Below are 24797 nucleotides of genomic sequence, written 5' to 3' on the forward strand. Positions count from 1 at the left end.
TTCATACTTTCTTCATTATAATTGCTTATTTACCGATAAACTCTTGAGCCCAGTATCCGTTGTAGAACCCTACACCGATATGCGTAAAGTTTTTGCTCAGGATATTGGCACGGTGTCCTGCACTATTCATCCAGGCTGTTACAACTTCCTGAGGTGTTTTTTGTCCTTTGGCAATGTTCTCACCTGCATAGCTGTAAGTTACTCCGAACTGTTTCATCATATCAAACGGAGAACCATACGTAGGTGACTGGTGATCAAAATAGTTATTGTTGCTCATATCTTTTACTTTGGCTACAGCTACTTTGTCCAGAAGAGCATCTGAAGTCAGAGCGTTCAGACCTGCTTTGGCACGCTCAGCGTTCACAAGTTTTACAACTTGCGTAGCAAAGTCGGATTGTGTGCTTTCGCTACCATTATTACTTGTATTGTTACCTGTATTTCCCGTATTTGAAGGATCTTTAGCCGGTGTAGTTTCCGGTTTTTCTTGAACTGGTTGTGTCGGTTTAGTCGGTTGCTCAGGCTTAGTTGTAGGCTCAGCAGGTTTTGTTGTTGGTTGAGTTGGTTTTGTTGTCGGCTCAGCAGGTTTCGTCGTTTGATCAGGCTGCGTAGCAGGCTTATCTACAATTTGCCCCTCGGATACGTTATATCCATTTTCTTTGAGCCATTTCTCAATATAAGCTTTCAAGCTGTCTGTACTTGTAATTTTGTACGTTGTGATAGTCTTATATGTTGAATCTGCAGCAGACGCGGAAGCAGGAAGCATTACCCCTACGGCCAGTACGGCTGTCAGACTACTCGTTACGACAGTTTTCATCCATTTCTTTTTCAAATTCATTCATCTCCTTAAAAATAGTTATTACAACTTTGTAATTAATACTCTAGCAGTATATCAATTCGACAGGAGATTGTGAACCTATAAAATATGGAAAAGTAACTTTTTTGTCATTTTTTAGCCATAAAAAAAAGACATTCTGACTAACAAAGTTAGTCGAATGTCGCTTCACCATCTATTTATCATTCACCACACCAGAATGTGCAGATCAGGATATCATGAGAATTTCCATGCAATAGAAGAAACTTTATTTATACTATAGAAGAACTTTACTGAACCGATAGCCTCTCTTCTGAAAACCAATGTGCTCATAAAAAGAGTACGTTGTCGAAGTCACTTCACGGTTTGCACCCGTGACAAACAGTTGTTTACCACCTTGCTGTCTGCCCCAATCTTCGGCACGAGCCATCAAACGACGGCCAATCCCACCACCACGATGTTCTTGACCTACAATCAGGGAAGTAATTTGTGCGGCAGGTTCTGGATAGGCATGACTTTGCACACATTGCAAGCCAATCACACCAATAATTTGTTCATCCACTTCGGCAACAAGCATGCATGCGTTTGGATTGGTTTCCAAACATTCAATACGTTCTTTCATGACATTGGTTGTTGTCGGATAGCTGACCTCTCGCATCAGTCCCGTTACCGCTTCAGCATCTCGTAGTTCACACTCTCGGATCATCAGTACAGGGGCCTCAACATTATTGGACATGATTTACCTCCACTTTCAGCATATTAGCGGCTTGCACCGCTGTTTTACGAGCTTCTTCCACATCTTGACCAGCACTTAAGGCTACAGCCATTCGGCGTCCTACTTTGGTCTCAGGTTTGCCAAATACACGAATCTGAGTACGAGGAAGAGCCAGTGCTTCTTCAATCCCGCCTACAGTAAAGTCAGATGTTTCATCATTAGCCTTCAGCGTTGCTGAAGCTCCCGGTGTCAACAGATGTACACCTGTGACCGGAAAACCAAGAATTGCACGTACATGCAGCGCAAACTCGGAACTGTCTTGCGTCACCATTGTAACCATACCTGTGTCATGTGGACGAGGAGATACCTCGCTGAACACAACACCATCCGAGGTCAGGAACAACTCCACTCCGAACAGTCCATAACCGCCAAGTTCATCTGTGACGGATTTGGCGATATGACAGGCCTGCTCCCATTGCTCAGGAGTCATTGCATGAGGCTGCCAGGATTCGACATAATCCCCATCCTTCTGAATATGACCAATCGGAGGACAAAATACGGTGCCTGATACAGACCTGACGGTGAGTAGTGTAATCTCACTGTCAAATTGCACAAAGCTCTCCACAATGACACGAACGGATTTGCCGCGAGCCCCCGAAAGAGCAATGTTCCAGCAATCCTCCACGTCGCCCGGTGTTCGGCATACACTCTGCCCTTTGCCGGAAGAACTCATTAATGGTTTAATGACACAAGGTGTGCCAAGCTCACGTACGGCTTCCTGAAGTTGTTCCAGGTTGTCCGCAAAAAGGTAATCAGCTGTCGGAAGTTTCAATTGTTCGGCTGCAAGCCGACGGATGCCTTCGCGATCCATCGTTAGACGTGCAGCTCGGGCAGTAGGCACTACACAAAATCCCTCTTCCTCAAGCTCCAGTAAAGCTTCTGTTGCAATAGCTTCAATCTCAGGTACGATGTAATGAGGTTTTTCTTTACGGATCAATTGTTTCAAAGCTTCGGCATCCAGCATGTCGATGCAGTAAGACCGGTGCGCGACCTGCATTGCAGGTGCGTTCTCATAACGATCAACAGCGATCGTCTCTACTCCCAGTCGTTGGGCCTCAATAACGACCTCTTTTCCCAATTCTCCACTGCCTAGTAGCAGCATTTTTTTGGCTTGAGCCGTAAAAGGAGCACCCCACATGTTCTTTCCAATCCTCCCAAAGAGAAATCTTCTATATCTGTCTCTCTATTTTCGGGGTTTTGGTTAAAGATTGCAAGAGTGCTCCCTATTTTTCTTGTGAATTTTACAAGATTTTTTGTGTTTTTTCGATCAAATTTTACAATTATCGCTTACAGATTCGTCAACCTTTCCATTCTTCCCAGAAATAAGGATATGTTGAAACAGCAGATTATAATATTCCAGTGAACATGAATAAGCAAACAAACCCCAAGTTTAGAACCTTGGGATTTGTTTGTTTTTTTCTCTGAAAATTTCATTATGGGAGGAGACGTACGCCATCATGGGAGCATCTGGAATCAAGTATTTTTTCGCACTATTTACAGCTAAAATCGCATCATTGAAGGCTCCGGCAATAAGTCTGACTTTGCTATCGTGAGTTGCACAATCCCCTGCAGCAAAAATACCCGGGAGGTTCGTCAGTGCATGGTGACTCATTAGAACCATTCCGTCATCCATTTCTAAGCCACAACTGGCAAGATCACTTAAATTGCTTTTATATCCATGACTAACTACGACTTCATCCACATCTAACAATACATTTTCCTGACTCTCCATATGCGTAATTACAACCTGATGGATACGTTCACCATGATTATGAAGCCGTGTGATGCTATATGGTGTTCTGACATCCGTTACATTGTTCATCTCGCTAACATTGCGTTCCATTGCACGAAACTCATTTTTTCGGTGGACGACCACTACGCTCCGTGCAAGTTGAGCAAGTTCAATTGCCCAATCTACTGCACTATTGCCTCCTCCTGAAATGAGCACACGCTTCCCGGAAAAATGTTCTGGATTTTGCACGGTGTAATGAAGATTCTCATGCTCATATTGAATCGGCTCCTGAAGCTCCAATTTCTGAATTTCTGCGATACCTCGGCCTACTGCGACAATGATTGTACGCGTATAGTGTATGTCGCCTTCAGCAGTATACAGAGCCAAAATCTCGTTGTCCAGCCTGGCGAACCGATCTACTTTGCAATTCAATTCAACCGTTGGATTAAAGGTATTCGCCTGCTGAACCAGATACTCAATCAACTTTGAACACTTCATTGGTGGCAGGCCGCCCACATCCCAAATAGTTTTTTCGGAATAGGTATGCAGAAAACCACCAAGTTGGTCTTTGCCGTCAATGATCTTAACTCTCATATCACGCATCCCGGCATAAAAGGCCGCATATAATCCTGCCGGTCCGCCTCCGACGATGGTCAAGTCATAGATATCTTCCTTATTCATTTTGGACACATCCTGTTATTTAGTAGTGAATTTAGAGATATGTGTAACATGAACCGTTTGCCTTATTTATTTTTCTCTTCAAAAACAGCTACAATGTCATCAATAACATACTCGTCAGCCAGTGGAGACATCCCCAGATTGAGCCATTCTTTACCACCAACCATGTACACATGATCATTTTTGACTGCTTTCAGATTTTTCCATAGTGAAGTTGCCAACATCTCTTCAAATTTCTTCTTAATTTCAGGATTCTTATCGTCATCCAGTTGAACGATCAAGTGATCTGCATCGTATTCAGGCAACACTTCCATGGATACGGACATGGCAACTTGATCTTTCGGGAAATTCGGGAGCGGATTCATACCCAGACGCTTGTGCACGAAGTTTCCACGGTCAAGGTTCTCCCCGTGAAGGACGATTTCTTTTTCCATGACTCGAATATAGAGAACTGTTTCTTCTCCGATCATCTCGTTTAATTTGTCGGCTGCAACTTTTTCCTTCGCTACCAAATCTTCAATAACCTTTTCTGCCTGTTCTTCTTTGTCCAGAATTTTGGCAATATCACGCAATTCGTCCCGCCAATCATCACGTTGTGGAAGAAGTACAGTCGGTGCAATCAGAGAAAGCTGATCATAATCCTTTTCGGACCACCAGTCAGGAGCTATAATCAAATCAGGCATTGTCTCCATAACCGCTTCAAAATTCGGCGTTCGTGCGATGCCCATTTTCATGGTATTCGCGAATGGCTCTTCCAAATAAGAAGGATGATCCTCGTGATAGTTCTGCACAGCAACAGGTACGATGCCAAGTGCATACAAAAACTCAGGATATACAAGGGACAGACCCACTACTCTTTGTGGTTCAACCGGGATTTCAATTTCTCCCATCTTTGTAGTCACTTTTTTTACCTGACTTGTTTCTGTTGGGGATGTATTGGCAGAACCAGTCTTCTGGCCTTCGCTCGTAGCCTCACCTTGCCCCGTTGCACCGCAAGCCGAAATAATGAGCACCAACATCATGGTGCATAGGACCGTTAACCATCTGAATCTCATTCTTTATGTACCCCCTATATGGCATTTAGTTATGACAACGTCTAATTAATAATAATTATCATTATCATTTGATATAGGAGTAAGTATATTAAAATATGTTCAGGTATGATATTGACTATTCAGACTTTTTGCTATGGACGATCTTGCCATAACTTTAATATTTCATCCAACATAAGCTCATGGGTAAACGCAGTGTAGTCCAGCAGGACGCTCGACAAAAGGATATCCACTCTGCCATTCTGTACCGCTAACAACGCAAGCCATTCTTCAGACTTACGCACAGCAGACCATGTCTGCCTGGATGTCTCGTCATCACCCACAATCAGTAATATTCTTTCCACGTTGAGAACAGATAGCTCCTTAATGGTCACTGTGCCCCGTTCCCAATAAGTCTCAACTCCTTCGGGACCCTCCATTTGCATATCAACGTAAAAAACGGAAGCAATGCTCCTTGGGCCTAACATCTGCAACGCTTCACCATGAACTTTGAGTACAACCAGCCTGTCTTTTCGTATGAAATCTGTAAGTTGATTCTTAATGATCTTTGCCTTCTCTTCATATCTTTGAAGCCACACCTCTGCAATATCCGACCTGTCCAAAAAGCTTGCAACATATCTCAAATGTTCTCTCCAATCGCTTTTTCCCCACGAAAGGTCACACACAGGAGCAATGGATTGAAGCTGACTTTGCGGAGTCTCAGACTCTGTCCCAATCGTAATAATATAATCAGGTTTAACTAATCGAAGCTGTTCCAGCCAGGTGGTCTCACTCTGTGCGAGTGGCATAACTTTGTCCGTTTCATATTTACGTCTATAATAGTATGTCCACGGATGACTCGCCGGCGCGGCACAGGGAATGATCTGCAATGCAAGCAGTATACCAATGCTCACAGAATGAACTGCAGCAATTTTTTGTTTGCTATTACGTATAAACGCTGCTGGTGGAATGCCAGAGATTTGCTTGAATTTACGCCGGAAATACGTCTCATCCTGATAGCCCACGTACGATGCCACATCCTTGAGTCGATAACTGTGATCATTTCTCATTAAGATCTGGGCTTGTTTAATTCGATATAGCGTTAAATAGTCCACTGGACTGTAACCATACCTTTTCTTGAATAAACGCATGAAATGTCGAGGGCTCATTCGTGCCACATTTGCTAATTCCTCAATGGTTAATCTCTTTGAATAATTCTGCTCCATGTAGCCTTTAACATGTTCAATTGGTGAAGCCAGATCCGTCTTTTCGGCACTGGCCACGTCGTAAAACATGGTATACAATAGTTCCTGAAAACGAATCTGACCATAGTACCTTTGCAAACCATCCTTCTTCAATGTGTGATGGTAAATCATCTGACAAATCACGCCAACAGCAACGGGTGAAGATGAGCTGACCTCGCCATTCACTTCATTACGTAAAAGTTGCTTCATCATCTCAAGGGCTGTTCCACCCTCCTGCTCCAGTGCGTACATGACATCAAAACTCATGTGATACACACCTCGTTCGTCCAACGAATGCACATTTGCCTCAACCAGTTGCCCCGGGAAGCCTACATAAAGTCCGCCCGCCTTCAATTCAATGAAACTGCCATCTATCTTTAACCACCCTTGTCCACTGGCTACAAATAATAACATGTATGTTTCAATGAAGTGTTTCCTCAGAAGCCACTCCGTCGCAGGATCACTCGTATAATTCACGTGAAGGAGCCTAAAATTCATATGATCCAGATGATCCAAATGCTTTGAATTTATTTCGTTGTTGTCCATCTGCATTGATCTCCCTCCATACCATGAACGATTGTATTGATTTCATTCTTCAAAAATATAACATACCACACTAACGAATAAAAAAAACACACCGGCTATCCTCTAACCTGTCTTCAATGAATAAGATGCACTTATTATTGAAGGATCAGGCTATAGAACGCCAGAGTGTTATAAGTTCATATGTGTTCAGACGCTTCACAGGCGTCCGAAGGTTTCATTACAAAAATCTGTATTGAGCTTCTATTAATCCATTATAAACGCCTTGTTTTTGGATCAGCTGCTCATGGTTGCCCTCTTCTTTAATTTCACCATGATCCAGGACGATAATGTTATCTGCATTCCGGATGGTTGAGAGACGGTGAGCGACCATAAAGGACGTTCTTCCCTGCAACAGCACCTTCAACGCTTCCTGGATTTTAAGCTCTGTCTCCGTATCAATACTGGCTGTAGCTTCATCCAGGATCAGTATGCGTGGATCAGCAAGCAGCGCACGGGCAAAGGATAACAGTTGTCGCTGTCCCATGGATAATACGTTCCCACGTTCCTCTACTTCGGTATCATATCCGCCAGGCAGCTTCATGATGAACTCATGTGCATTGACTGCTTTGGCTGCGTCCTCCACCTCTTCATTCGTTGCATCCAGTCGTCCAAATCGAATATTGTCACGAATCGTCCCCGAGAAGATGAAGGTATCCTGTAATACAATGCTGATCTGGCTGCGTAAACTCTCTACCGTTACATCCCGCACATCCTGTCCGTCAATGGTGAGACGTCCGCCAGATATATCATAGAAACGGCTGATCAGATTGATGATCGTACTTTTACCTGAGCCCGTATGACCAACAAGTGCAATCGATTGGCCCGCAGCCGCCGAGAAGCTGATCCCTTTCAGTGCCTGTCTGCCCTTCTCGTATTCGAAAACAACATTTTCAAATGCGATATCTCCTTTAATAGAAGGAAGTGGCTTGGCACCTGGTTTATCCGCAATACTTGGTTTTTCATCCATGAATTCGAAGATACGCTCCGATGATGCCATCGCAACCAACAACTGATTGTACATCTGTCCCAGACGGTTGATCGGGTCCCAGAAGTTGCCGACATAGTTGGCAAACGCGACAAGTAATCCCACGGTCAACTGACCTTCCTGAATCAGATACGCACCAAACCAGAAAAGGATTAATGTACCGAATCCTCCGGTAATCTCAATCAGCGGTCCGAAGCCCTGGTTCATCGCTGATGCTCTATCCCATGACTTTTTGCTGGACAGATTCATGTTGTCAAAATATTTCATGTTCTCTTTTTCCTGTGTGTAAGCCTGAGTCACTCGAATCCCCTGAATGGATTCATTCAAGTGGGAGTTAATCCGAGAGTTCTTCATACGCACATCCTGCCAAGCCCGACGGATCAGCACCCGCAGTTTGGTCGAGATGATAAACATGATTGGCACCGTAATGATAACGGCAAGACCCAGTTTCCAGTTAATCAACAGCAAGATCACAATGATCCCGAGCAACTGTACGCAGTCGATCATGACGTTAACTGCACCATTGGTGAACAGATCCTGAAGTGAGTTAATATCATTTGTAACACGCACCAGTACGGAACCTGCCGGTCTTTTGTCAAAAAAGTTAAAGGATAGCTTCTGGATATGCTTGAACAGATCCGAGCGAAGATCATAAATAACGCGCTGTCCGATAATGTTCGTCAGTTTGATCCGGTACGTATTCGCAGCCCATTGAATCAGATACAAAACAAATATGGAGCCTGCGATAAGATAAAGCATAGTCATGCTTGGCAACCCCGTTGCCGGTGCGATGGCCCGGTCAATTGCCAGACTGATCAGAAACGGTACAGACAATTTCGTAATGGTACCCAAGATCATCATTAGAATAACAAGTGGTAACAGTTGTTTCGCATAGGGTTTCATGTATGCAAACAAACGTCCGAACTCTTTCCAGTTAAACGGTTTTTCAATAATTTCATCGTCCTGATACACAAAGCGTTCATTCAGTTTCTTCTCAGAGGCCCCTTTGGCCTCGCGCCTGTCTGCTATCGTTTCGGCACTCATGAATTCACCTGCTCCCCAGCCTCCCGCTTACCGCGGGCAATATAATCTGCATATTGAATTTTATAAACATCCTGATATGGTCCAGGCACTTCAATGAGTTCGGTATGTTTGCCACGTTGTACCACGCGACCTTCATCGAGCACCAGAATCTCATCTGCATGTCGTAGTGAAGAAATACGGTGTGCAATAATAAATGTCGTTCTGCCGCGCATAACTTCCTGGAAACCGGATTGAATCTCGTGTTCTGTCTCCATGTCCACGGCGCTTGTTGCGTCATCAAGTACCAGAATTTTCGGATTTTTCAGCAAAGCCCTTGCGATCGCAATCCGCTGTTTCTGTCCACCCGATAAACCCATACCGCGCTCACCAACCACCGTGTCATATCCGTCCGGGAACTCCATAATGAAGTCATGTGCCTTGGCCAGCTTGGCTGCACGGATGATCTCATCCATGGTGACGTTCTTAAGCCCGTAGGAAATATTATTGCGAATGCTGGATGAGAACAGGAATGTTTCCTGGAAGACAGAAGCAATCTGACTCCGCAAACTGCGGATACCTATATCTTTGATGTTTTTACCATCCAGCTTGATCGTTCCCGAGTTCACGTTATATGCACGCATCAGAAGCTGAATGATAGTCGATTTACCTGACCCTGTTCCCCCGAGGAAACCGATTACAGAACCGGGTGCAGCGTCAAAATTAATATCGGTTACCGCTGGCATTTTGTTGCCGTAGGCAAAGGTAACGGATTCAAACGTTACATGGCCGTTGACCTGGTCTGCCTCCACAATGACCGGATCTTGCGTTTCTTCCACGTCCACTGGCGTATTGAGCAGTTCGAGCACCCGTTCACCTGAAGCTTTGGATTGCGTATAGTTGTTGATATGGAACCCAAGGTTCCACATTGGACCGATTATGTACCAGATCAAACTGAAAAAGGCAACGAGTTCACCAAGTGTCAGCGTCTTCTGTATAACCATTCTTCCACCAATCACCAGCAACAGCACGATACTCACCGAAGCAAGAATCTCCATGATCGGAAAATAACGACTCCACAATGTTGCCGCATGAATCTGATTTGTTTTGTAACGTTCATTACGTGTAGAGAATTTCTCCACTTCATAAGGCTCACGTGCAAAGGATTTTACCGTACGTACGCCAGTGATATTCTCCTGTACCGCTGTTGTCAGTGAACTGAGCGCCAGCCGCATCTCCTGAAACGCAGGGTGAATTTTGGATTCGAATCTCAGCGCAACGAAGGCAAGTAATGGGATGCATATGAGCGTGAACAGCGTCAGCTGCCAACTCATGGTCATCATCATGATTGCGCCGAATACGACCATCAAAACCATGTTGAGAATCTGGGCGAAACCAAATCCGATAAAGTTACGGATGGCTTCCAAATCTCCCGTGAGGCGGGACATCAGATCACCTGTCTTGGCCGTATCATAATAACGGAAGGATAAAAATTGAAGCTTTTCATAACATGCGTTACGAAGTCTGTACGCCAGGAAGTTACCCAAGCGTCCTCCAAAAAAGCCATGTAAAAACTGCATTCCCGCTTTCAAAATAACTACACCTAACACTGTCAAGGCAATCATGGGAACGTCTTCAAAAGTTCGCGGAACAATGATGTCATCAATCAGTATCCTCAGCATGTAAGGATACACCAACCCAAGTGCGGTCGCTAAGGCGAGGAACAAGATTGATACAAATAAATACGTTCGCTTTTCCCAAAAAAAGATTTGCAGTTGCCTAAGAACATCCATGTTTCTCCTCCTCTTATGTCGTTCAAAAATACTATGAACATTTATGAAGTTTATCACCGTACCCCATTCGCGGCAAAGCGAATAACAGACCATATTCTGCCTGCTTTCAGCTTATTGACGCATTAACGAAGGTAAATACCCACCTTTCAATCAAATGTTTGAATATTCTCTTTATTTCAGGTTGTTCGTACCAAAAAAAGGCTCCCTATATGCCTTTTCGGCAGGGGCCTTTTTGGGTTGATTTTCGCAACATTTTCAATGTGTTGCTGTATCATTCATTTTGTTTTACAAAGACTTCCAGAGAATACGTGTTATGCCGCGATTTTAACTGCGTTCAATCTGTTCCAGTTGGTTAGACAAGCTGGTCCATTGCTCCGCCGGAATTCCGCTCTCCAGTGTATCTTGAATTCCACTCACCGCCTCGTCCAGACGTTCTTCCAACTGACGGGATTGGTGTTGCAATGATTTACAAATCTGGTTGTCATAAAACTGAATCAGTTTGTCTTGCGCAGCAGGAAGAACTTCAATGATCATCTGTTTGAGGACAGGATCAAGTGCCTCTTGTAAACGCTGACGTCCATCTCCTTCGAAGAACTGTTTCGGATTGCGGAAATAATTCAAATAGCTTTTCCATCCAGACGGTTCTTCCAGACGAACTTCTTCAAGCACAGGTGTACTCCAGCGTTCGTTCAGTGGCAGTGACACATCCACGCCCCCTGATAACTGTCTCACCTCATCTATACAATCCGTAACTTGCTTCATCAGCCAGGTCTGACCTGCCTGTTCAAGTCTAAGGGTTGTGGCGAGCAATTCCTGCTCCAGTTCAATGGCGATCATGCGTAACAGTTCACGTCCACAGGCTGCAAAAGCCATCTTCAGATTGCCTCGATCCTCCCGAAGTACGGATGGATGGAATGCTTCTGCCATGAATAGACCAAGGCGATAGGCAAGTCGTTGCCGCACATGGAAGAGTAATTCTGCTGTTTCCTGTGACATTTCTTCCTTCATGGATCTTGCTGCAAGTTGCTGTATGCGCTGGCGTGACTGTCCCTGGATGGTCTCCAGTTCATCCCGCCGCTGCTGCAAAGCTTCCTCCCCTTGAGCCGCATCCTCCGCGCGTTTCTTCAGCCGTTGAATGACACGTGCCATCTCTTCGGAAGCTCCACCTACCGCAAGGTCGGCTAATTCTCTGCCTGCAAATTGGTTGAACTCTTCCTCAAAACGGATAAAACCGGATTGTTCAAGCAGCTTCGAATCACCTGCCATCTTGCCTTCCATCGCAAGTATACTGGATACCGGGAAAAGTCGTGGTGCCCGAATTCCATTACTGCGAAGTTGGGTGCTCACATGATCGAGCACCTGCTCCAGTTCTTCCTCAGAGGAAGACAGGTCACTGGCATTCACAACAAAGAACATCTGATCCATGGCAGAACTATCCTTAACGCGACCCAACTGATTCAGGAACTGGCGATCTCCTTGGGAGAAAGCATGGTTGTAATACGTTACAAAAATGAGTGCATCCGCATTCTTCATATAATTGAAGGTTACACCCGTATGACGAGCATTGACGGAGTCGGCTCCTGGTGTGTCGACCAGCACAATACCCTGTTCCGTTACATCGCAACTGTAGTAGAGATCGATACTGTCTACAAAGCAGGACTTCTTCTCGTTTGCGACAAAATTACGGTAACCCTCCAGATCCACCAGTACATCCTGACCTAACTGGTCCGCTGTTTCTTCCCAACCGGCTGCCGCTGCCTGCAAAAAGCTGTAATGAGGGCGCCCCGCCGGATGCACATCCTGAGGTGAGAGGGACCGTACTCGCTTCTGCCACTCCGCTCCAGGCTCACCCAATCCGAGCAATCGGAAGGAATAGCCGAGGTCTTCCTGGAAGGCGTCCCGGGTCTTCATGCGGACCCGGGCTGTTCCATGCTCCGCGCCCCCGGCAGGAGCCATGATCCGGTTAATCGCCGCTGTTGTTGGATGCGGCGAGACGGGTAGTACAGCTTCGCCCAGCAACGCGTTGGCGAAGGAGGATTTGCCAGCGCTGAATGCTCCGAACAGCGCCAGTGTGAACGTGCCGCCCGCAAGCGAAGCCGCGCGTGCACGCAGATCCCGTACCGCCGACCCCATGGCGGGGTACGGCTCCACCAGCGCAGCAGCGGCTTCAAGCCGTGCCGCTGCTGCGTCCAGGCGTCGGCGGCGTTCAGCGCCAGCCGCCGCCGTTGGCCCTGGCGCCGCCGCCGCGACTGCGCGCTGCTGCGGCGGTGCCTCTGACGTCTGTGGCTGCGCAGCCACAGACGTTGACGTGCCCGCATGCGAACCGGAAGCTTCGCCCGGTTCAGGCACCGCGGGCACGTGCGGGCCCTTCACCTCCGGCAATAGCCCGGAGGGGAGGGGGCCCGCATCGGGCAGCAGGCTGCGCAGCCCTGCTGCCTCAGCGGCGGCGCTGCGCTGGAGCGCCGTGTAGCGCGCCGCCGCCGCGGATTGCGCCAGCAGCGCTGCGCGGCTGGCGTCCAGCGCCTGGAGCGCGGCTTCGCCTCGCGCGCCCAGCGCTTCCAGCATGCGGTCGGCCAGCATCATGGCCGACCTGCGATAGCGGGCCTCAATCTCGCCCCGCACATCTTTGCTGAATTGAATCACATACTCTGGAGATACCTCTGCACTGGCACTTCGTTTCATCTCCAGCAATGCTTCATCTACAGCAGGCAGCTCCGAATTGAGCGCCTGCTCCCACTCCGCTCCCCATACCTGATGGGATTCACCCAGCTGCCTAAGCATCGTACGAATATGTACTTCCACTTGCCCGGAAGCCTGATCCTGTAATAACCGCACCAGTTCAGAAGCACGGCGTTGTTTCTCCTGCTCGGTTTTGCCGCCTGAGAACAATAAGCCTACCCTGAAACCCGGTTTACGGCTCTCCAAATAGGCAGCAGCCGACGCGCGAATATCCGCAGGAGTAAGATTTGCATTCGCCAGAAGAGGCTCAAGCTCTGCCCGGAATTTCTCACGCACTCGTGAAGGCCCGGTACGAATGTCTTCTGCTTGTTGATCGAGAAGCTCCAGCTCCCGTTCCAAGCGTTCAATTCCTTCCTTGCCACCAATCTCATCCAGCAGAGAATTTTCTTCATCCTCACGTTTCTCCGCTTCTCTCGTCAGGTGTTGCTCCGTTACATGACTGGCCGAACTTGCCAAACTGTGCGTAATTAACGCTTCCTTCTCTTGCATCATGTGTCCAATGAGTTCCGGTAGCATATCCCACTGGTTGTAGCGATGCTCCTTGTCGCGGAGGGAAGTAAACAACAGTCCGTCATATCTAACTTCCCAGGCTGCAAATATAGCTTCGACCCCTTCGGTATATTGCTCAAAAGAAAGCTCACGTTCCCGATGCTTGTCGATCTGGTTTACGATCAAAAACAAGGGTTTGCCCCAATCCGACAGACTCTTGGCAAATGAAAGGTTTGTCTCGGACTGGACATGATTATAGTCCATGACATAGAAGACCACATCCGCCAGATGGAGCGCGGAATGGGTCGCAAGACTGTGCCCCCGATCTGTAGAATCCACACCGGGTGTATCCAGCAGAACAGCATCATCCTTCAGCAGGGGAATATCATCCCATACCTCAATGGAACTGTACGCTCCCCCATTTTTGCAATACGCCTCCAATTCCTCTGGAGAAACTTCAAGTGTTCCTGCTCCATTGTCAGCGCTTACGTTTGGCGTAGTATAAATAAGTGCTCTCGGCTTACCATTACGTATAGATACCACATTCGCACTTGTTGGCACGGGACTTGAAGGCAGCACTCGCTTACCGCACAAACTGTTGATGAGACTCGATTTGCCTGCAGAGAAATGACCACAGAACGCAATCGTCAGATGTTTCATTTCCGCCTTGCTGATTAAATCCGTTATAGCCTGTACAGCTGTATGGTCCCCTGTCTGCTCCATCGCTTCACGCAGCGGAAGCAGAGGTTTGGCCATTTCTTTTGGGTAATCTGTTCTGGACATGACTGGCCTTCCCCCTGGCTCCTCTAATTTGACATCCGTTTCGACGTCTATCTCTTTTACAACATTTATTTTAACATTATCAAGTTTGAATTTGAACGGTTGGAATTGAATATACATAAATGAACGTATAAATCTATAAACTAAAAAAAATAAAACCGAACAAGTCGGTTTTATCTGTAATACTCTTTATACTCGGCATTTAGCAAAATGCTTAAGCCAAGTGTCTGTTGCATGAATGCGATGCGATCACTTTAACCACAACGATCCTCATGACATTAATACCAGACCCCACAGTGTAATCACTTCTTATGAAACTGCATTCTCCATGGAAGGCAGCAAGATTTCAAATACTTGTCCATGTTGCAGAATTGTAATGTCTCTGCCTTTGTCTCTCATAACCACAACTTCTGGTTTAACGGACATACGCTCCAGATAATGTTCAGGCACGTCGCCAGAATGGCTTACTGTGATACCTTCTACTTCTTTTTCTTCATTTTCAGCCATTTCCTGTTCAACGATTTGTTCAAAAATATCGGAGAAGGCCTCAAAATTGTCAGTGTACACGGAAATGCATTTCATGATTATTCATCCTTTTCTGCTCATTAATTTATTTTTCGTTTTCGGGTGGTGACACGTTCCTTATCTTTCCTGATTTGGGACGTTTTCATACGTTTTTTCCCTTCCCTGCATATGTCCAGCAATGGACAGATATGACACGCAGGGTTCTGTGCCTTGCAATGGTAGCGTCCAAAAAATATAAACCGGTGGTGAGTTAAAGTCCACTCATCCCGAGGTACGCGCTTCATTAGTTTCTTCTCGACTTCAAGTACGGAGTCATCCCAACCTGCAAGCGCCAGCCGCTTGGATACACGTTCAACATGAGTATCTACCGCAATTGCCGGTACACCAAACGCATTGGAAACAACTACATTCGCGGTTTTCCGCCCGACACCTGGTAGTGTCACAAGCTGATCATGTTCCTGCGGTACATCACCGCCATACTGCTCTATTAGAATTCGGCACATGTTCTGAATATGCTTGGCCTTGTTCCGGTACAAGCCGATTCGCCGAATATCCTGTTCCAACTCTTCGAGAGGAACCGCCAGATAATCTGCCGGGCTTCTGTACTTCTGGAACAAATCTGCGGTTACCTTGTTCACCGTTTCATCGGTGCACTGGGCAGACAAAAGGACAGCTACCGTCAATTCAAATGCATTGCTGTGATTTAATTCGCAATGTGCATCAGGAAACATTGCTTCCATAGTTTCGAGTATATGCCTAACCGTCGCTGCATTCATGAAGAGCTACCTCCCACAAAATGACTCCACTCTGCGGAGCCTTACTTCGAAGCTTCATCCGAGTACTTTGCGGGGACCTCAAAAAGCTTGCAAAAAAAACGTCTTGATGCGGGAAAGATCCCGTATCAAGACGGTCATTCTTTTGATCCTCGAAAAGAAACGATTACTGTTTTTGAATCTCCAGAATAACATTGTTCAGGAGATACAATACAATATTATCATTATCTCTGAGAGATTGCACGCTTAAAGTATTGTCACCCTGGTGAACAAAAACACTTGATCCGAGTGCAAAACGATAGTTTGTGTCTGCTGTCGTTTCCCGTTTAACCAAAATCTGGTTACCAACGCCATCATAAGACCAGAATTGTTTGCTCATGACAGTTAGTACTCTGAAGCGTGTGGAATTATCCGTATCTTTTGTCATTTCGACACGATCTCCAACCGTAAGACTCGTCAGTGAAGTTAATGTAGAGCCAGATTTAACGACTTTAACAGCACCGCTAACAGGCACGGTTTCAGTCTGACCGTTAAACTGCTTGAGCGTTACGGATGAAGCATCCACCGCTGTAACTTCAGCCAGCGTACGCTTCACGACTTGAACCGCCTTTGGCGTAGTTCCTTCAAACGTTACATTAATCAAGTTGCCTGCTGTCAGTTGTGAAGGCGTGATCGTCTGACCACTCTCTCCTGTCAGTATTGCTTGATCCACGTAGAACTGACTTGTCAACAGATCGGATTTTACTCGAATACGACTATTTGCTTCCAAGGCAACCACTTCGAATTGAGCCACAGTGTTCAGTGCAATCTTCTGCACTACATCCTGATTTGCTCCAAGCGTTACAGTCACTTTGTCACCAATCTTCAAATCTCCCAGACTTGCGCCCGATTTGTTATAGATCTCAACCGTAGGTAAGGTAGTATAAGGCACTGTAATCGTCTGATTACCAGACAACAAACTGATTTTTCTGCCCGATGTGTCAATGTTGTTGATCGTACCTTCGTACTTGTAAATCACTTTAACGGACAACGCACGTGTTCCCACATAGGTCAGATCCAACTTGCGACCATCATTTAAAATCGACTCCAGACCAGCCAGTGTAGGTTTGGTCGAATTGTAGTCCAGTTTGGTTTTTTCGTCCAATGTAAATACAAACGGTTTTTTGTTGTTGTCCAGTACGGTAAGTACCTTTGTTTTGCTGTTGTAAGATACAACCGTTACTCCGTTCATAGGTTCCATTTGACGTCCAATCACCTGAATACGCGTTACCTGATCGTCAGCGTTCAATGACAACTCCACCTGATCCCCGTTCGTTGCATCTGTGATGAGATCATTTAGCGTCGCATCCTGAATACCATTAATAATAACTTCCGGCTTTTCAGTCAGCAATTTCGCCTCAAGGGAACCCCCTTCACGTTTGAACGTTAACGTGGACTGGTTGCCACCGATCTCAACCAATGTTCCCCGCACAGATTGCTCCACACCTTGAGACAATGTAATAGTTTGCAAAATACTGTCCTTTACGGTGTATTTCACGGCACTGCCGGCTTTGAGATCGGCCACTGACATGATACGGTTTTGATATGTGATAAGCAGATTGTCATTGTATGCAAACTGCTCTGTTGCACCCGCTGCATTGACAAGTTTGATCGTTTTGCCAGAAGTGGATACTTCAGCAACTACGCCATTGTCACTCTTGTTCACAATGCCGGATTTCACACGAATAGCAACTGTTTTTTTGTCAGCCGAGAACGTCTCACGCTGTACTTCGATGATGCTATCTGCCGTAATATCGGACAGTTTGATTGCATTACCATTCTGATCGATGAATGCAGTTGCCTCATCATAACTGTACGTTTCGTAATTCTCGCCTACAAAGATACCAATTTTATTACCAGACAATGAACGTGCAAATGTACCTTCAACGCTTTCCACCTGCGGTGTAGCATCAACCACTTCCACATAGGAAGCCCCACCTGCCGAACCCACAACCATAACTTTTGTATATAGTTTCACATCTGTGGATGAAGCACGCGTCTCACTGTCTTTCGTAAAGTAAGGCGTACTGCTGTTCACTGCGAAGTTAACGGCTTTGCCGTCCACAACCAGCGTGATCTGCCCATCTTTCAATCCAGTCACATAACCCGTGGAAGTGTTCGGATACTTTGTATCTGTTAACGATTCACCACGACTGAAGAAGGTAGCCAGTTGAGCACGGGTTACGGAACCAGTTGGATTGAATTTGTTGCCTTCCACACCTTTGGCCAGATCCAGGCTAACTGCCAGATTGACATAACCTTTACCACTTTCGGAAATACTTGCATTATCAGCAAATCCGGTAGATTGATTGTTTTGTGCCTTCGCTTCAGCATCCTTGTCCAATGAACGGATTAACAATTTCGTAATCCATTCCCGTGAAGCAGGTTTTTGACCCCAGGAGGTCTTGGATACATCCACCGTTGATTCTTCCGTTTTGTCAATCAGTCCCAGTTGAAGTGCCAGCGCGACATATGGCTTGAAATAATTTCCCACTTCCATGTTTGTCGGTAATGCCGCAGCCGTGTCGGTATTCAACTGGCCCTCTTGATTCATAAAACGGATTGCCATCGTTACAGCTTCTTGCTGTGTTACCGCGTCTCCTGGACGGAACAGGCCGTTGTTACCGAGAAGAATGCCTTGATATGCCAGTTTGTACACATGTTTTTCAGCCCAGTATCCGACCTTGATGTCACTGAACAAACCAGTTGGTGCAGCCGTATTTGTTATTGCAGCAGTCTGACCCTGCCCCGTTTCTGTTGATTCTGCTGCCATGGCAGCTCCGCCGGCGCTAAGGGCCATCATGCCTGCAAGCACGGCTGATACTACTTTTTTAGAGTGTGATGTATGGTTATATTTGAAAGTCACCTATGATTCCCCTCTCTCATGTAAAACGACCCATATTCCGTGGATTCACGGTACAACAGCCTGTTGCACAGCCTATTCGGATCTTGTCATTGGATGTTCAAGATCCACATGGCCCATCAGACTCTCCGTCTGCTGACCATCCACCAGTAAATCAAGTGATTTTACTTCATCAAACTGGAAGAACGTTTGTTTTAGAGCATCCAGCGCATAAGATTCTCCACCTGCTCCAAGACGTGCCGTATCTGGCATATGAATATCCAGCGTAAGAGCTCCATCCTTGAACTGAACAGACTTCAATTCAATTTCTTTAGACCACAGCGGAACAAGTTTAGCGTCTTTGCTCTGTTGCAGTGATTCAAAGGCAGCTTTATATTTGGCATCATCCGATGCGTATGAAATCTCTGCCGAAGCTTTGTGCAACTCCAGTTCTTCTTCATCCGTATAGAATACAGTGATCGTTTTCTTTTCATTACTTTCGGAAGTTGTTGGCGTGTCCGTAGACGTTTCGCTTGGCGGAGTAGTTGTAGTCGTTTCCTCCGAACTGCCTTCCGTGGATTCTGTTGGTGTTGTGTTCTCTTCTGGTTCAGCAGTTACCGGTTCGGTAATTGTTTCGCCTTCAACCTCGGTCACATTGTTTTCAGTTCCTGCGCCTTGCGTCTGATTCGGAGCCGCTGTTGGCTTGCTTCCACATCCAGCAGCTACTGCCATAACCGTTACCAGCAAGGCTGCAATCCATATTTTCTTGTTCATTCTAACTCCGCCTCCTCAACATAAGGGCTTGTCCCTTATTTAATTCCCAGATACTCCTTGATTCCTGCAACAATACCTTTGGCAACACTGTTCTGGAAACTCTCCGTGAACAGGGCTGCTTCGTCGCTCTTATTGCTAAGGAATCCACCTTCCAGCAGAACTGCTGGCATTGTCGTTTCACGGGTCACATGGAGACTTGCCGTTTTCACTCCACGATCTTTCAGTCCGGATGACTGCAAAAGATACTTGTGCATCACTGTAGCAAGTGCTTTACTGTTGGAGCGTGTATAGAATGTCTCTACACCGTTCGCAGCAGTAGGGCCACTGTTAGCATGAATGGAGATGAAGATATCCGCTTTTATGTCTTGTGCAATCTTCACACGTTCTTTTAATGCCAAAAATGTATCATCGCTGCGCGTTAACACAACGTCAATTTTGGATTCTTTTTTCAACAAGGCTTCCACTTTCAGAGCCATTGCCAGATTGAAGTCTTTTTCACGTTTACCAGTTACACCGATTGCCCCAGGATCCTGATCTCCGTGACCTGCATCGATAACGACAACTTTTTTGCCATTATTACCAACTGGAAGAGCAGGTGTACCACTTTGATTGTCGAGGTTAATCATAACCAGCCCGGAATCATTTTGCACACTGTACCCTTTTGAACTGGACAGATCGATTACAAAACGAATTGTAGATGGACTGTTGCTGTATAACGAGTAACGAATCTTCGACACATCCGGATAGCCGCTAACGACGAGTTGTCCATTCTGGTTGCTGTCTAGAGCCTGTCCTTCACTGAACGAATCAGCAAATGCGGTATTCGGCAAGTCTATAACGATTCGATCTGGTCCTGTCATCGTGAAGACGTTCGGCTTCGTACTTCCGCTTGTTGCAATCATGAAGCGGTTGTCGCTGAAGCTGATGCCGTTCACCAGTACAAGACCTTCTTGATCCGATCCTCCGCCTTCATTGCCAGAGTTCGGAGGTGTGGTTGTCCCGTTTCCGGAACCTGAATTCTGGGTAACTAATGTTACCGTCTTCGTGGTATTGTTCCAACCCACCTTAAGACCCATTTCCTCACCAATAAATCGGAGAGGTACGAGCGTAGTACCATTTTTCACGAGTGGCGGGGCATCCAAGTTTACGTTACTGCCGTTCACCGTTGCCGTCTTCTGTCCAACAATCATCTGCATGGCAGTGTTGTCTTTGCTAATAGTCACTGTTTGCGTTTGCTGCTTCCACTCCACGCTATATCCAAGATTTTCGGACACAACCCGGATCGGAACCATCACCTTGCTGTTGATAATTTCCGCTTTTGTATCCGATGGCTGTACGATTTCTTTTCCGTCTAGGATAATTTTCGTGTCTGTTGCTGCGTGACTATAGCCCGGGAATACGAGCCCAAAGACAAATAACAGTACCAAAAAACCGAACTTCTTCATCCTTCACCCCTACCATTCTCATATTTTTTTGCCGCATGTTGTCATTTTCCAACTCCGACTGACCGCTTGGGCATTACCAGACACCTATTAGACGCCCCTCGCTCTCAAAAGTTGCGAATATATTCCAACATAACAGAAAAAAAACGTTGTCAGATCAAGCTTTTTTTACATTTTAATGTCTTCTTTTTTCCTTATTTATCAAGTATACATCTCCAAACAACGTAATACCCTAACCTTCATATTTGCGCAAAATCCACTTTACAGTCCCAAAAATTCAACAATACCGTCCACAATCGCCTGTGCACATTTGTCCTGGTATTCTTCTGTGAGCATGACTGCTTCATCTGTAGGATTACTTAAAAAACCAAGTTCAAGTAACACTGCAGGCATGGTTGTTTCACGCGTCACATGCAGACTAGCCGTTTTAACCCCACGATCCTTGAGTCCTGTTACTGGCAACACATATTTGTGAAGAGTGTCAGCCAAAGTCTTGCTTTCTTTACGACTGTAGAGCGTTTCAATGCCGTTTGGTACCGGTGTAGTAAATTTGTTTCCATGAATGGACACAAAAACATCTGCCTGATTCAATTCAGCAATATCCACACGCTGTTTGAGCGAAAGTTCTGTATCATCCTGGCGTGTAATGACCGTTTGAATATTTGGGTATTGTTGAAGGATTGCCTGTACCTTCAGTCCTACAGCCAGATTGAAATCCTTCTCATAAGCTCCTGACAAACTCACAGCACCCGATTGACGACCACCATGTCCTGGATCAATGACCACAATCGTTTTACCATCATTGCTAGGTACTGCCGGTTGGCTTGTCGGTTCTCCATTCGTGGCTGTCAGGTCAACGAGCAAGACATTGTTATCTCCAACAGACCATTTGGCTGTAGCCGTCTGATTCAGATCCAGAACGACACGCACGGTAGAAGGCGATTTACTGAACATGGCATAACGGACTTTGGAAACTATTGATGAATCCGTAACAATAATCTGTCCACTGCCATCCGGGTTAGAGGCTTGTCCCTGAATGAATTCCTGAGAAAATGTCGCTGAAGGCAGATCAACAATAATTCGGTCTGGCCCACCAATACTGGATACTTTGGGGCTAATATTACCGTTTGTTGCTACAATCAACCGATCTCCGCTGAAGCTGATGCCTTGAAGTTCTGTCAAACCATCCGGGACAGGTGCATCGACGGGGTCACTGTCACCTTCCGTTTCAACTACAGGAGGAATACTAAATAGGCTTACTGTCTTGGTTCCATTGTCCCAGCCAACACGTAGACCCATGCCTTCCCCAACAAAGCGTAACGGAACAAGCGTAGTTCCCTGTTTGATCAGTGGGGGCGAATCCAAGTTCACCACGTTTCCATTCACTGTAGCTGCATCTTTGCCAGCCGTCATTTGGATCATGCTGTTTCCTTTTTGAACCTGGACTGACTGAGTTTCCTTCTCCCACTTCACCTTATAACCCAGGTTCTCGGATACAATTCGAATTGGAACCATGACCGTTTTCCCGATATTCTCTGCAGGTGCACCCGTCTGCTGGTTAATGGTTACACCGTCGAGTACAATCGAGGGAGTGGTGTCTGCATGGGCCATGATTGGGAATAAACATAGGAACAGAAGAAAAACGACTGCTGCCGACCATTTTTTCATACCTCATCCACCATTCTTTTTGTCTTTTGAACATCCGACCTGATTCTCTGCAGCGTAACATCAGTGACAATATGTAACCTTCCATAATCTACTAATCAGTTTATCAGATATTGTCTGATCATCCGGTTACAACGTTGTCATATTTAGTCGGAAACAGAGTGGCAAAAAGGTTACTTTCTCCATCGTCTAGTTCCCGAAATCATATGAAAATTACATTCCTCATCCATTTTTGCTATGCTGAGTTCAAATACTTGATTACAGGAGATTGAGACTTGATGCCTAAAATACTGATCGTGGATGATGAAGCAGATCTTCGAAAGCTACTGACTGATTATTTTGAAATTAACGGATATTCCGTGATGACGGCCAAGGACAGCCGGGAAGCGCTGCGGAAAGTGGAAAAACAACCCGATATCGTTTTGTTAGATATCAACATGCCTGAACAGAACGGCCTTCAATTATGTGAGAAAATTCGGGACTTCGTCTCTTGCCCCATCTTATTCTTAACGGCCCGAATCGAAGATGCTGATAAAATAGCAGGTTTTCGTGCCGGAGGCGATGACTATATCCTGAAACCTTTCAGCATTCGCGAGTTGGGCGCCAGGGTCGAAGCACATATACGCAGGGAACAACGAATCCAAACTAAATCTTCGGTAAGGTTTAACAATGAATTGGTCATTAATTATACGGCCAGGGAGCTCTACTACCTGGATAAGCGAATTTCACTGCCCAAAAAAGAGTTTGATATTGTCGAATTGCTGTCCACGCATCCTGATATGGTGTTTGGAAAGGAACGCATATACGAAAAGATTTGGGGCATGGACGAGCAAGGCGACAGTAATGTGATTGCAGAGCATATCCGGCGAATTCGCTACAAATTAAAGGAATATGGCTGTGATAATCAAATCGAGACCGTTTGGGGAGTAGGCTACAAATGGCCAAGTTCATGACTAGACTCCTGTTTTTAAAGCGATTGTCCTTACTGCACTCTTTTATGCTGTTGTGTGTGGTCACACTCGTTGCCGTGCTGGCCGTTATAACTATGGAGTTTGCTTGGGCGGAGAAGCTGCGGCTACGTTTCGGAGAAACGGATTGGGTCATGCCCTCCCTCGTCACGGCGGTTCTGCTCACCGTAGCGACTGGAATTGTCACCATGGCCGTTCTATTTTACAGATGGAAGCTAAAACGTCCGCTGGAGCTATTAAAACGAGCATCCGAGAACATTTCAGCCAACGATCTAGATTTCCGCATTTCCTATGACAGCCAGGATGAGATGGGCGAGCTGATCGCGCTATTTGAAATCATGCGCTCACAATTGGAAAAAAACCTCAAGACACTTTGGCGTTCGGTTGAAGAGCGCAAGCAAATCAATGCTATTTTTGCCCATGATCTGAGAACCCCCCTGTCCGTGTTAAAAGGAAACGCCGAGCTTCTCGCCACCTATCTTCCCGAGAATAAGTTGTCGGAAGAAAAGGTGCTCGACCTGATCCATACTATGAACCTTCACATCTTGCGTCTGGAGAGTTATGCAGAGGCCATGAACTCCATTCAGAGGCTGGAGGATGTGCCGTTGAACATCCAATCGATGGATACGATCTCATTGACGGCTTTGCTGGACGGCAGCGCTGAGCAAATCGCGAAAAAGTACGGTATACGTTTCGTCTCTTCCGTGGAATATGATAATGCCTCAGTGCATGTAGATCCCTATCTCGTCATGCAGATTTTTGAGAATATAGTGGCTAATGGGGCAAGTTACGCAGCCAGTCAATTAAACGTTCACTATGACGTGCAGGGGGGCATTATGAAGATTACCGTCTCCGAGGACGGTCCTGGTTTCTCTGACGAGGCCCTGAGTAAGGCTATACTCCCTTTTTACCGAGGCGAAGTATGGGATGCGAGCGAACATCGCGGGCTGGGCCTTTACGTTTGCAAGGTGTTTTGCGAAAAACATGAAGGTAGTCTTCAGATTGCAAACGGTCCTAACGGAGGTGGAAGCGTGACGGCAAGTATTGGGACGCAAATTGATAAATAGTTGAAAATGATCTGATAACATCTCCTTATCTTGAATTCGA

The 24797-nt window shown here is 46.1% G+C and carries 17 protein-coding genes; 2 read left to right on the top strand and 15 right to left on the bottom strand.

Annotated elements, in window-relative coordinates; all coding sequences use genetic code 11:
* Window positions 1-25 precede the first annotated feature (25 nt).
* The 15 genes from ACETMN_RS19950 to ACETMN_RS20020 all read right to left on the bottom strand — a co-directional run bounded on the left by ACETMN_RS19950 (window position 26) and on the right by ACETMN_RS20020 (window position 22725).
* Window positions 26-829: a CAP domain-containing protein gene (locus ACETMN_RS19950; protein WP_091017932.1), complete on the bottom strand. Its 804-nt coding sequence runs from the start codon at window positions 827-829 to the stop codon at window positions 26-28.
* A 259-nt stretch (window positions 830-1088) separates the two neighbouring features.
* Window positions 1089-1547: a GNAT family N-acetyltransferase gene (locus ACETMN_RS19955; RefSeq protein ID WP_017687788.1), complete on the bottom strand. Its 459-nt coding sequence runs from the start codon at window positions 1545-1547 to the stop codon at window positions 1089-1091.
* Window positions 1537-2724 carry a formate-dependent phosphoribosylglycinamide formyltransferase gene (gene purT / locus ACETMN_RS19960; protein WP_091017934.1) on the bottom strand — a complete coding sequence of 396 codons (1188 nt, stop codon included), beginning with the start codon at window positions 2722-2724 and terminating at the stop codon, window positions 1537-1539. Before purT ends, ACETMN_RS19955 begins: the two co-directional genes overlap by 11 nt.
* Before the next feature lie 252 nt (window positions 2725-2976).
* Window positions 2977-3999, bottom strand: a complete 1023-nt coding sequence (locus ACETMN_RS19965; protein ID WP_091017936.1) for an NAD(P)/FAD-dependent oxidoreductase — start codon at window positions 3997-3999, stop codon at window positions 2977-2979.
* Between the two features lie 62 nt (window positions 4000-4061).
* Window positions 4062-5051: an ABC transporter substrate-binding protein gene (locus tag ACETMN_RS19970; protein WP_091017938.1), complete on the bottom strand. Its 990-nt coding sequence runs from the start codon at window positions 5049-5051 to the stop codon at window positions 4062-4064.
* Window positions 5052-5182: 131 nt separating this feature from the next.
* On the bottom strand, window positions 5183-6823 hold the full coding sequence (locus ACETMN_RS19975; protein ID WP_091017939.1) for an AraC family transcriptional regulator: 1641 nt from the start codon (window positions 6821-6823) through the stop codon (window positions 5183-5185).
* Between the two features lie 211 nt (window positions 6824-7034).
* Entirely contained in the window at window positions 7035-8885 is a 1851-nt protein-coding gene (locus ACETMN_RS19980; RefSeq protein ID WP_091017941.1) for an ABC transporter ATP-binding protein, read from the bottom strand.
* Window positions 8882-10654 (bottom strand): ABC transporter ATP-binding protein, encoded by a 1773-nt coding sequence (locus ACETMN_RS19985; protein ID WP_091017943.1) that lies wholly within the window; start codon window positions 10652-10654, stop codon window positions 8882-8884. The genes ACETMN_RS19980 and ACETMN_RS19985 overlap by 4 nt, the downstream gene beginning before the upstream one ends.
* 324 nt (window positions 10655-10978) lie before the next feature.
* Window positions 10979-14665, bottom strand: coding sequence for a dynamin family protein (locus ACETMN_RS19990; RefSeq protein ID WP_411734991.1), 3687 nt, complete (start codon window positions 14663-14665; stop codon window positions 10979-10981).
* A gap of 306 nt (window positions 14666-14971) precedes the next feature.
* Window positions 14972-15244, bottom strand: a complete 273-nt coding sequence (locus tag ACETMN_RS19995) for a hypothetical protein (protein ID WP_017687779.1) — start codon at window positions 15242-15244, stop codon at window positions 14972-14974.
* A 23-nt stretch (window positions 15245-15267) separates the two neighbouring features.
* A complete protein-coding gene (gene nth, locus ACETMN_RS20000) occupies window positions 15268-15963 on the bottom strand; it encodes an endonuclease III (protein ID WP_036607558.1) in 696 nt (231 codons plus the stop codon).
* A gap of 163 nt (window positions 15964-16126) precedes the next feature.
* Window positions 16127-18865, bottom strand: a complete 2739-nt coding sequence (locus tag ACETMN_RS20005) for an S-layer homology domain-containing protein (RefSeq protein WP_091017946.1) — start codon at window positions 18863-18865, stop codon at window positions 16127-16129.
* Between the two features lie 72 nt (window positions 18866-18937).
* On the bottom strand, window positions 18938-19615 hold the full coding sequence (locus ACETMN_RS20010) for a GerMN domain-containing protein (protein ID WP_091017948.1): 678 nt from the start codon (window positions 19613-19615) through the stop codon (window positions 18938-18940).
* Between the two features lie 35 nt (window positions 19616-19650).
* Entirely contained in the window at window positions 19651-21060 is a 1410-nt protein-coding gene (locus ACETMN_RS20015; protein ID WP_091017949.1) for an N-acetylmuramoyl-L-alanine amidase family protein, read from the bottom strand.
* A 258-nt stretch (window positions 21061-21318) separates the two neighbouring features.
* Window positions 21319-22725 (bottom strand): N-acetylmuramoyl-L-alanine amidase family protein, encoded by a 1407-nt coding sequence (locus ACETMN_RS20020; protein ID WP_091017951.1) that lies wholly within the window; start codon window positions 22723-22725, stop codon window positions 21319-21321.
* A 275-nt stretch (window positions 22726-23000) separates the two neighbouring features.
* Between ACETMN_RS20020 and ACETMN_RS20025 the strand changes: the two genes are divergently transcribed.
* Both ACETMN_RS20025 and ACETMN_RS20030 read left to right on the top strand, forming a co-directional pair.
* Complete coding sequence (locus ACETMN_RS20025; RefSeq protein ID WP_091017953.1) at window positions 23001-23675, top strand: response regulator transcription factor; 675 nt, start codon at window positions 23001-23003, stop codon at window positions 23673-23675.
* Window positions 23660-24757: an ATP-binding protein gene (locus ACETMN_RS20030; protein WP_091017954.1), complete on the top strand. Its 1098-nt coding sequence runs from the start codon at window positions 23660-23662 to the stop codon at window positions 24755-24757. Before ACETMN_RS20025 ends, ACETMN_RS20030 begins: the two co-directional genes overlap by 16 nt.
* Window positions 24758-24797 lie beyond the last annotated feature (40 nt).

The sequence above is a fragment of the Paenibacillus sp. M2 genome, assembly GCF_046713495.1.
Lineage (GTDB): Bacteria > Bacillota > Bacilli > Paenibacillales > Paenibacillaceae > Paenibacillus > Paenibacillus amylolyticus_B.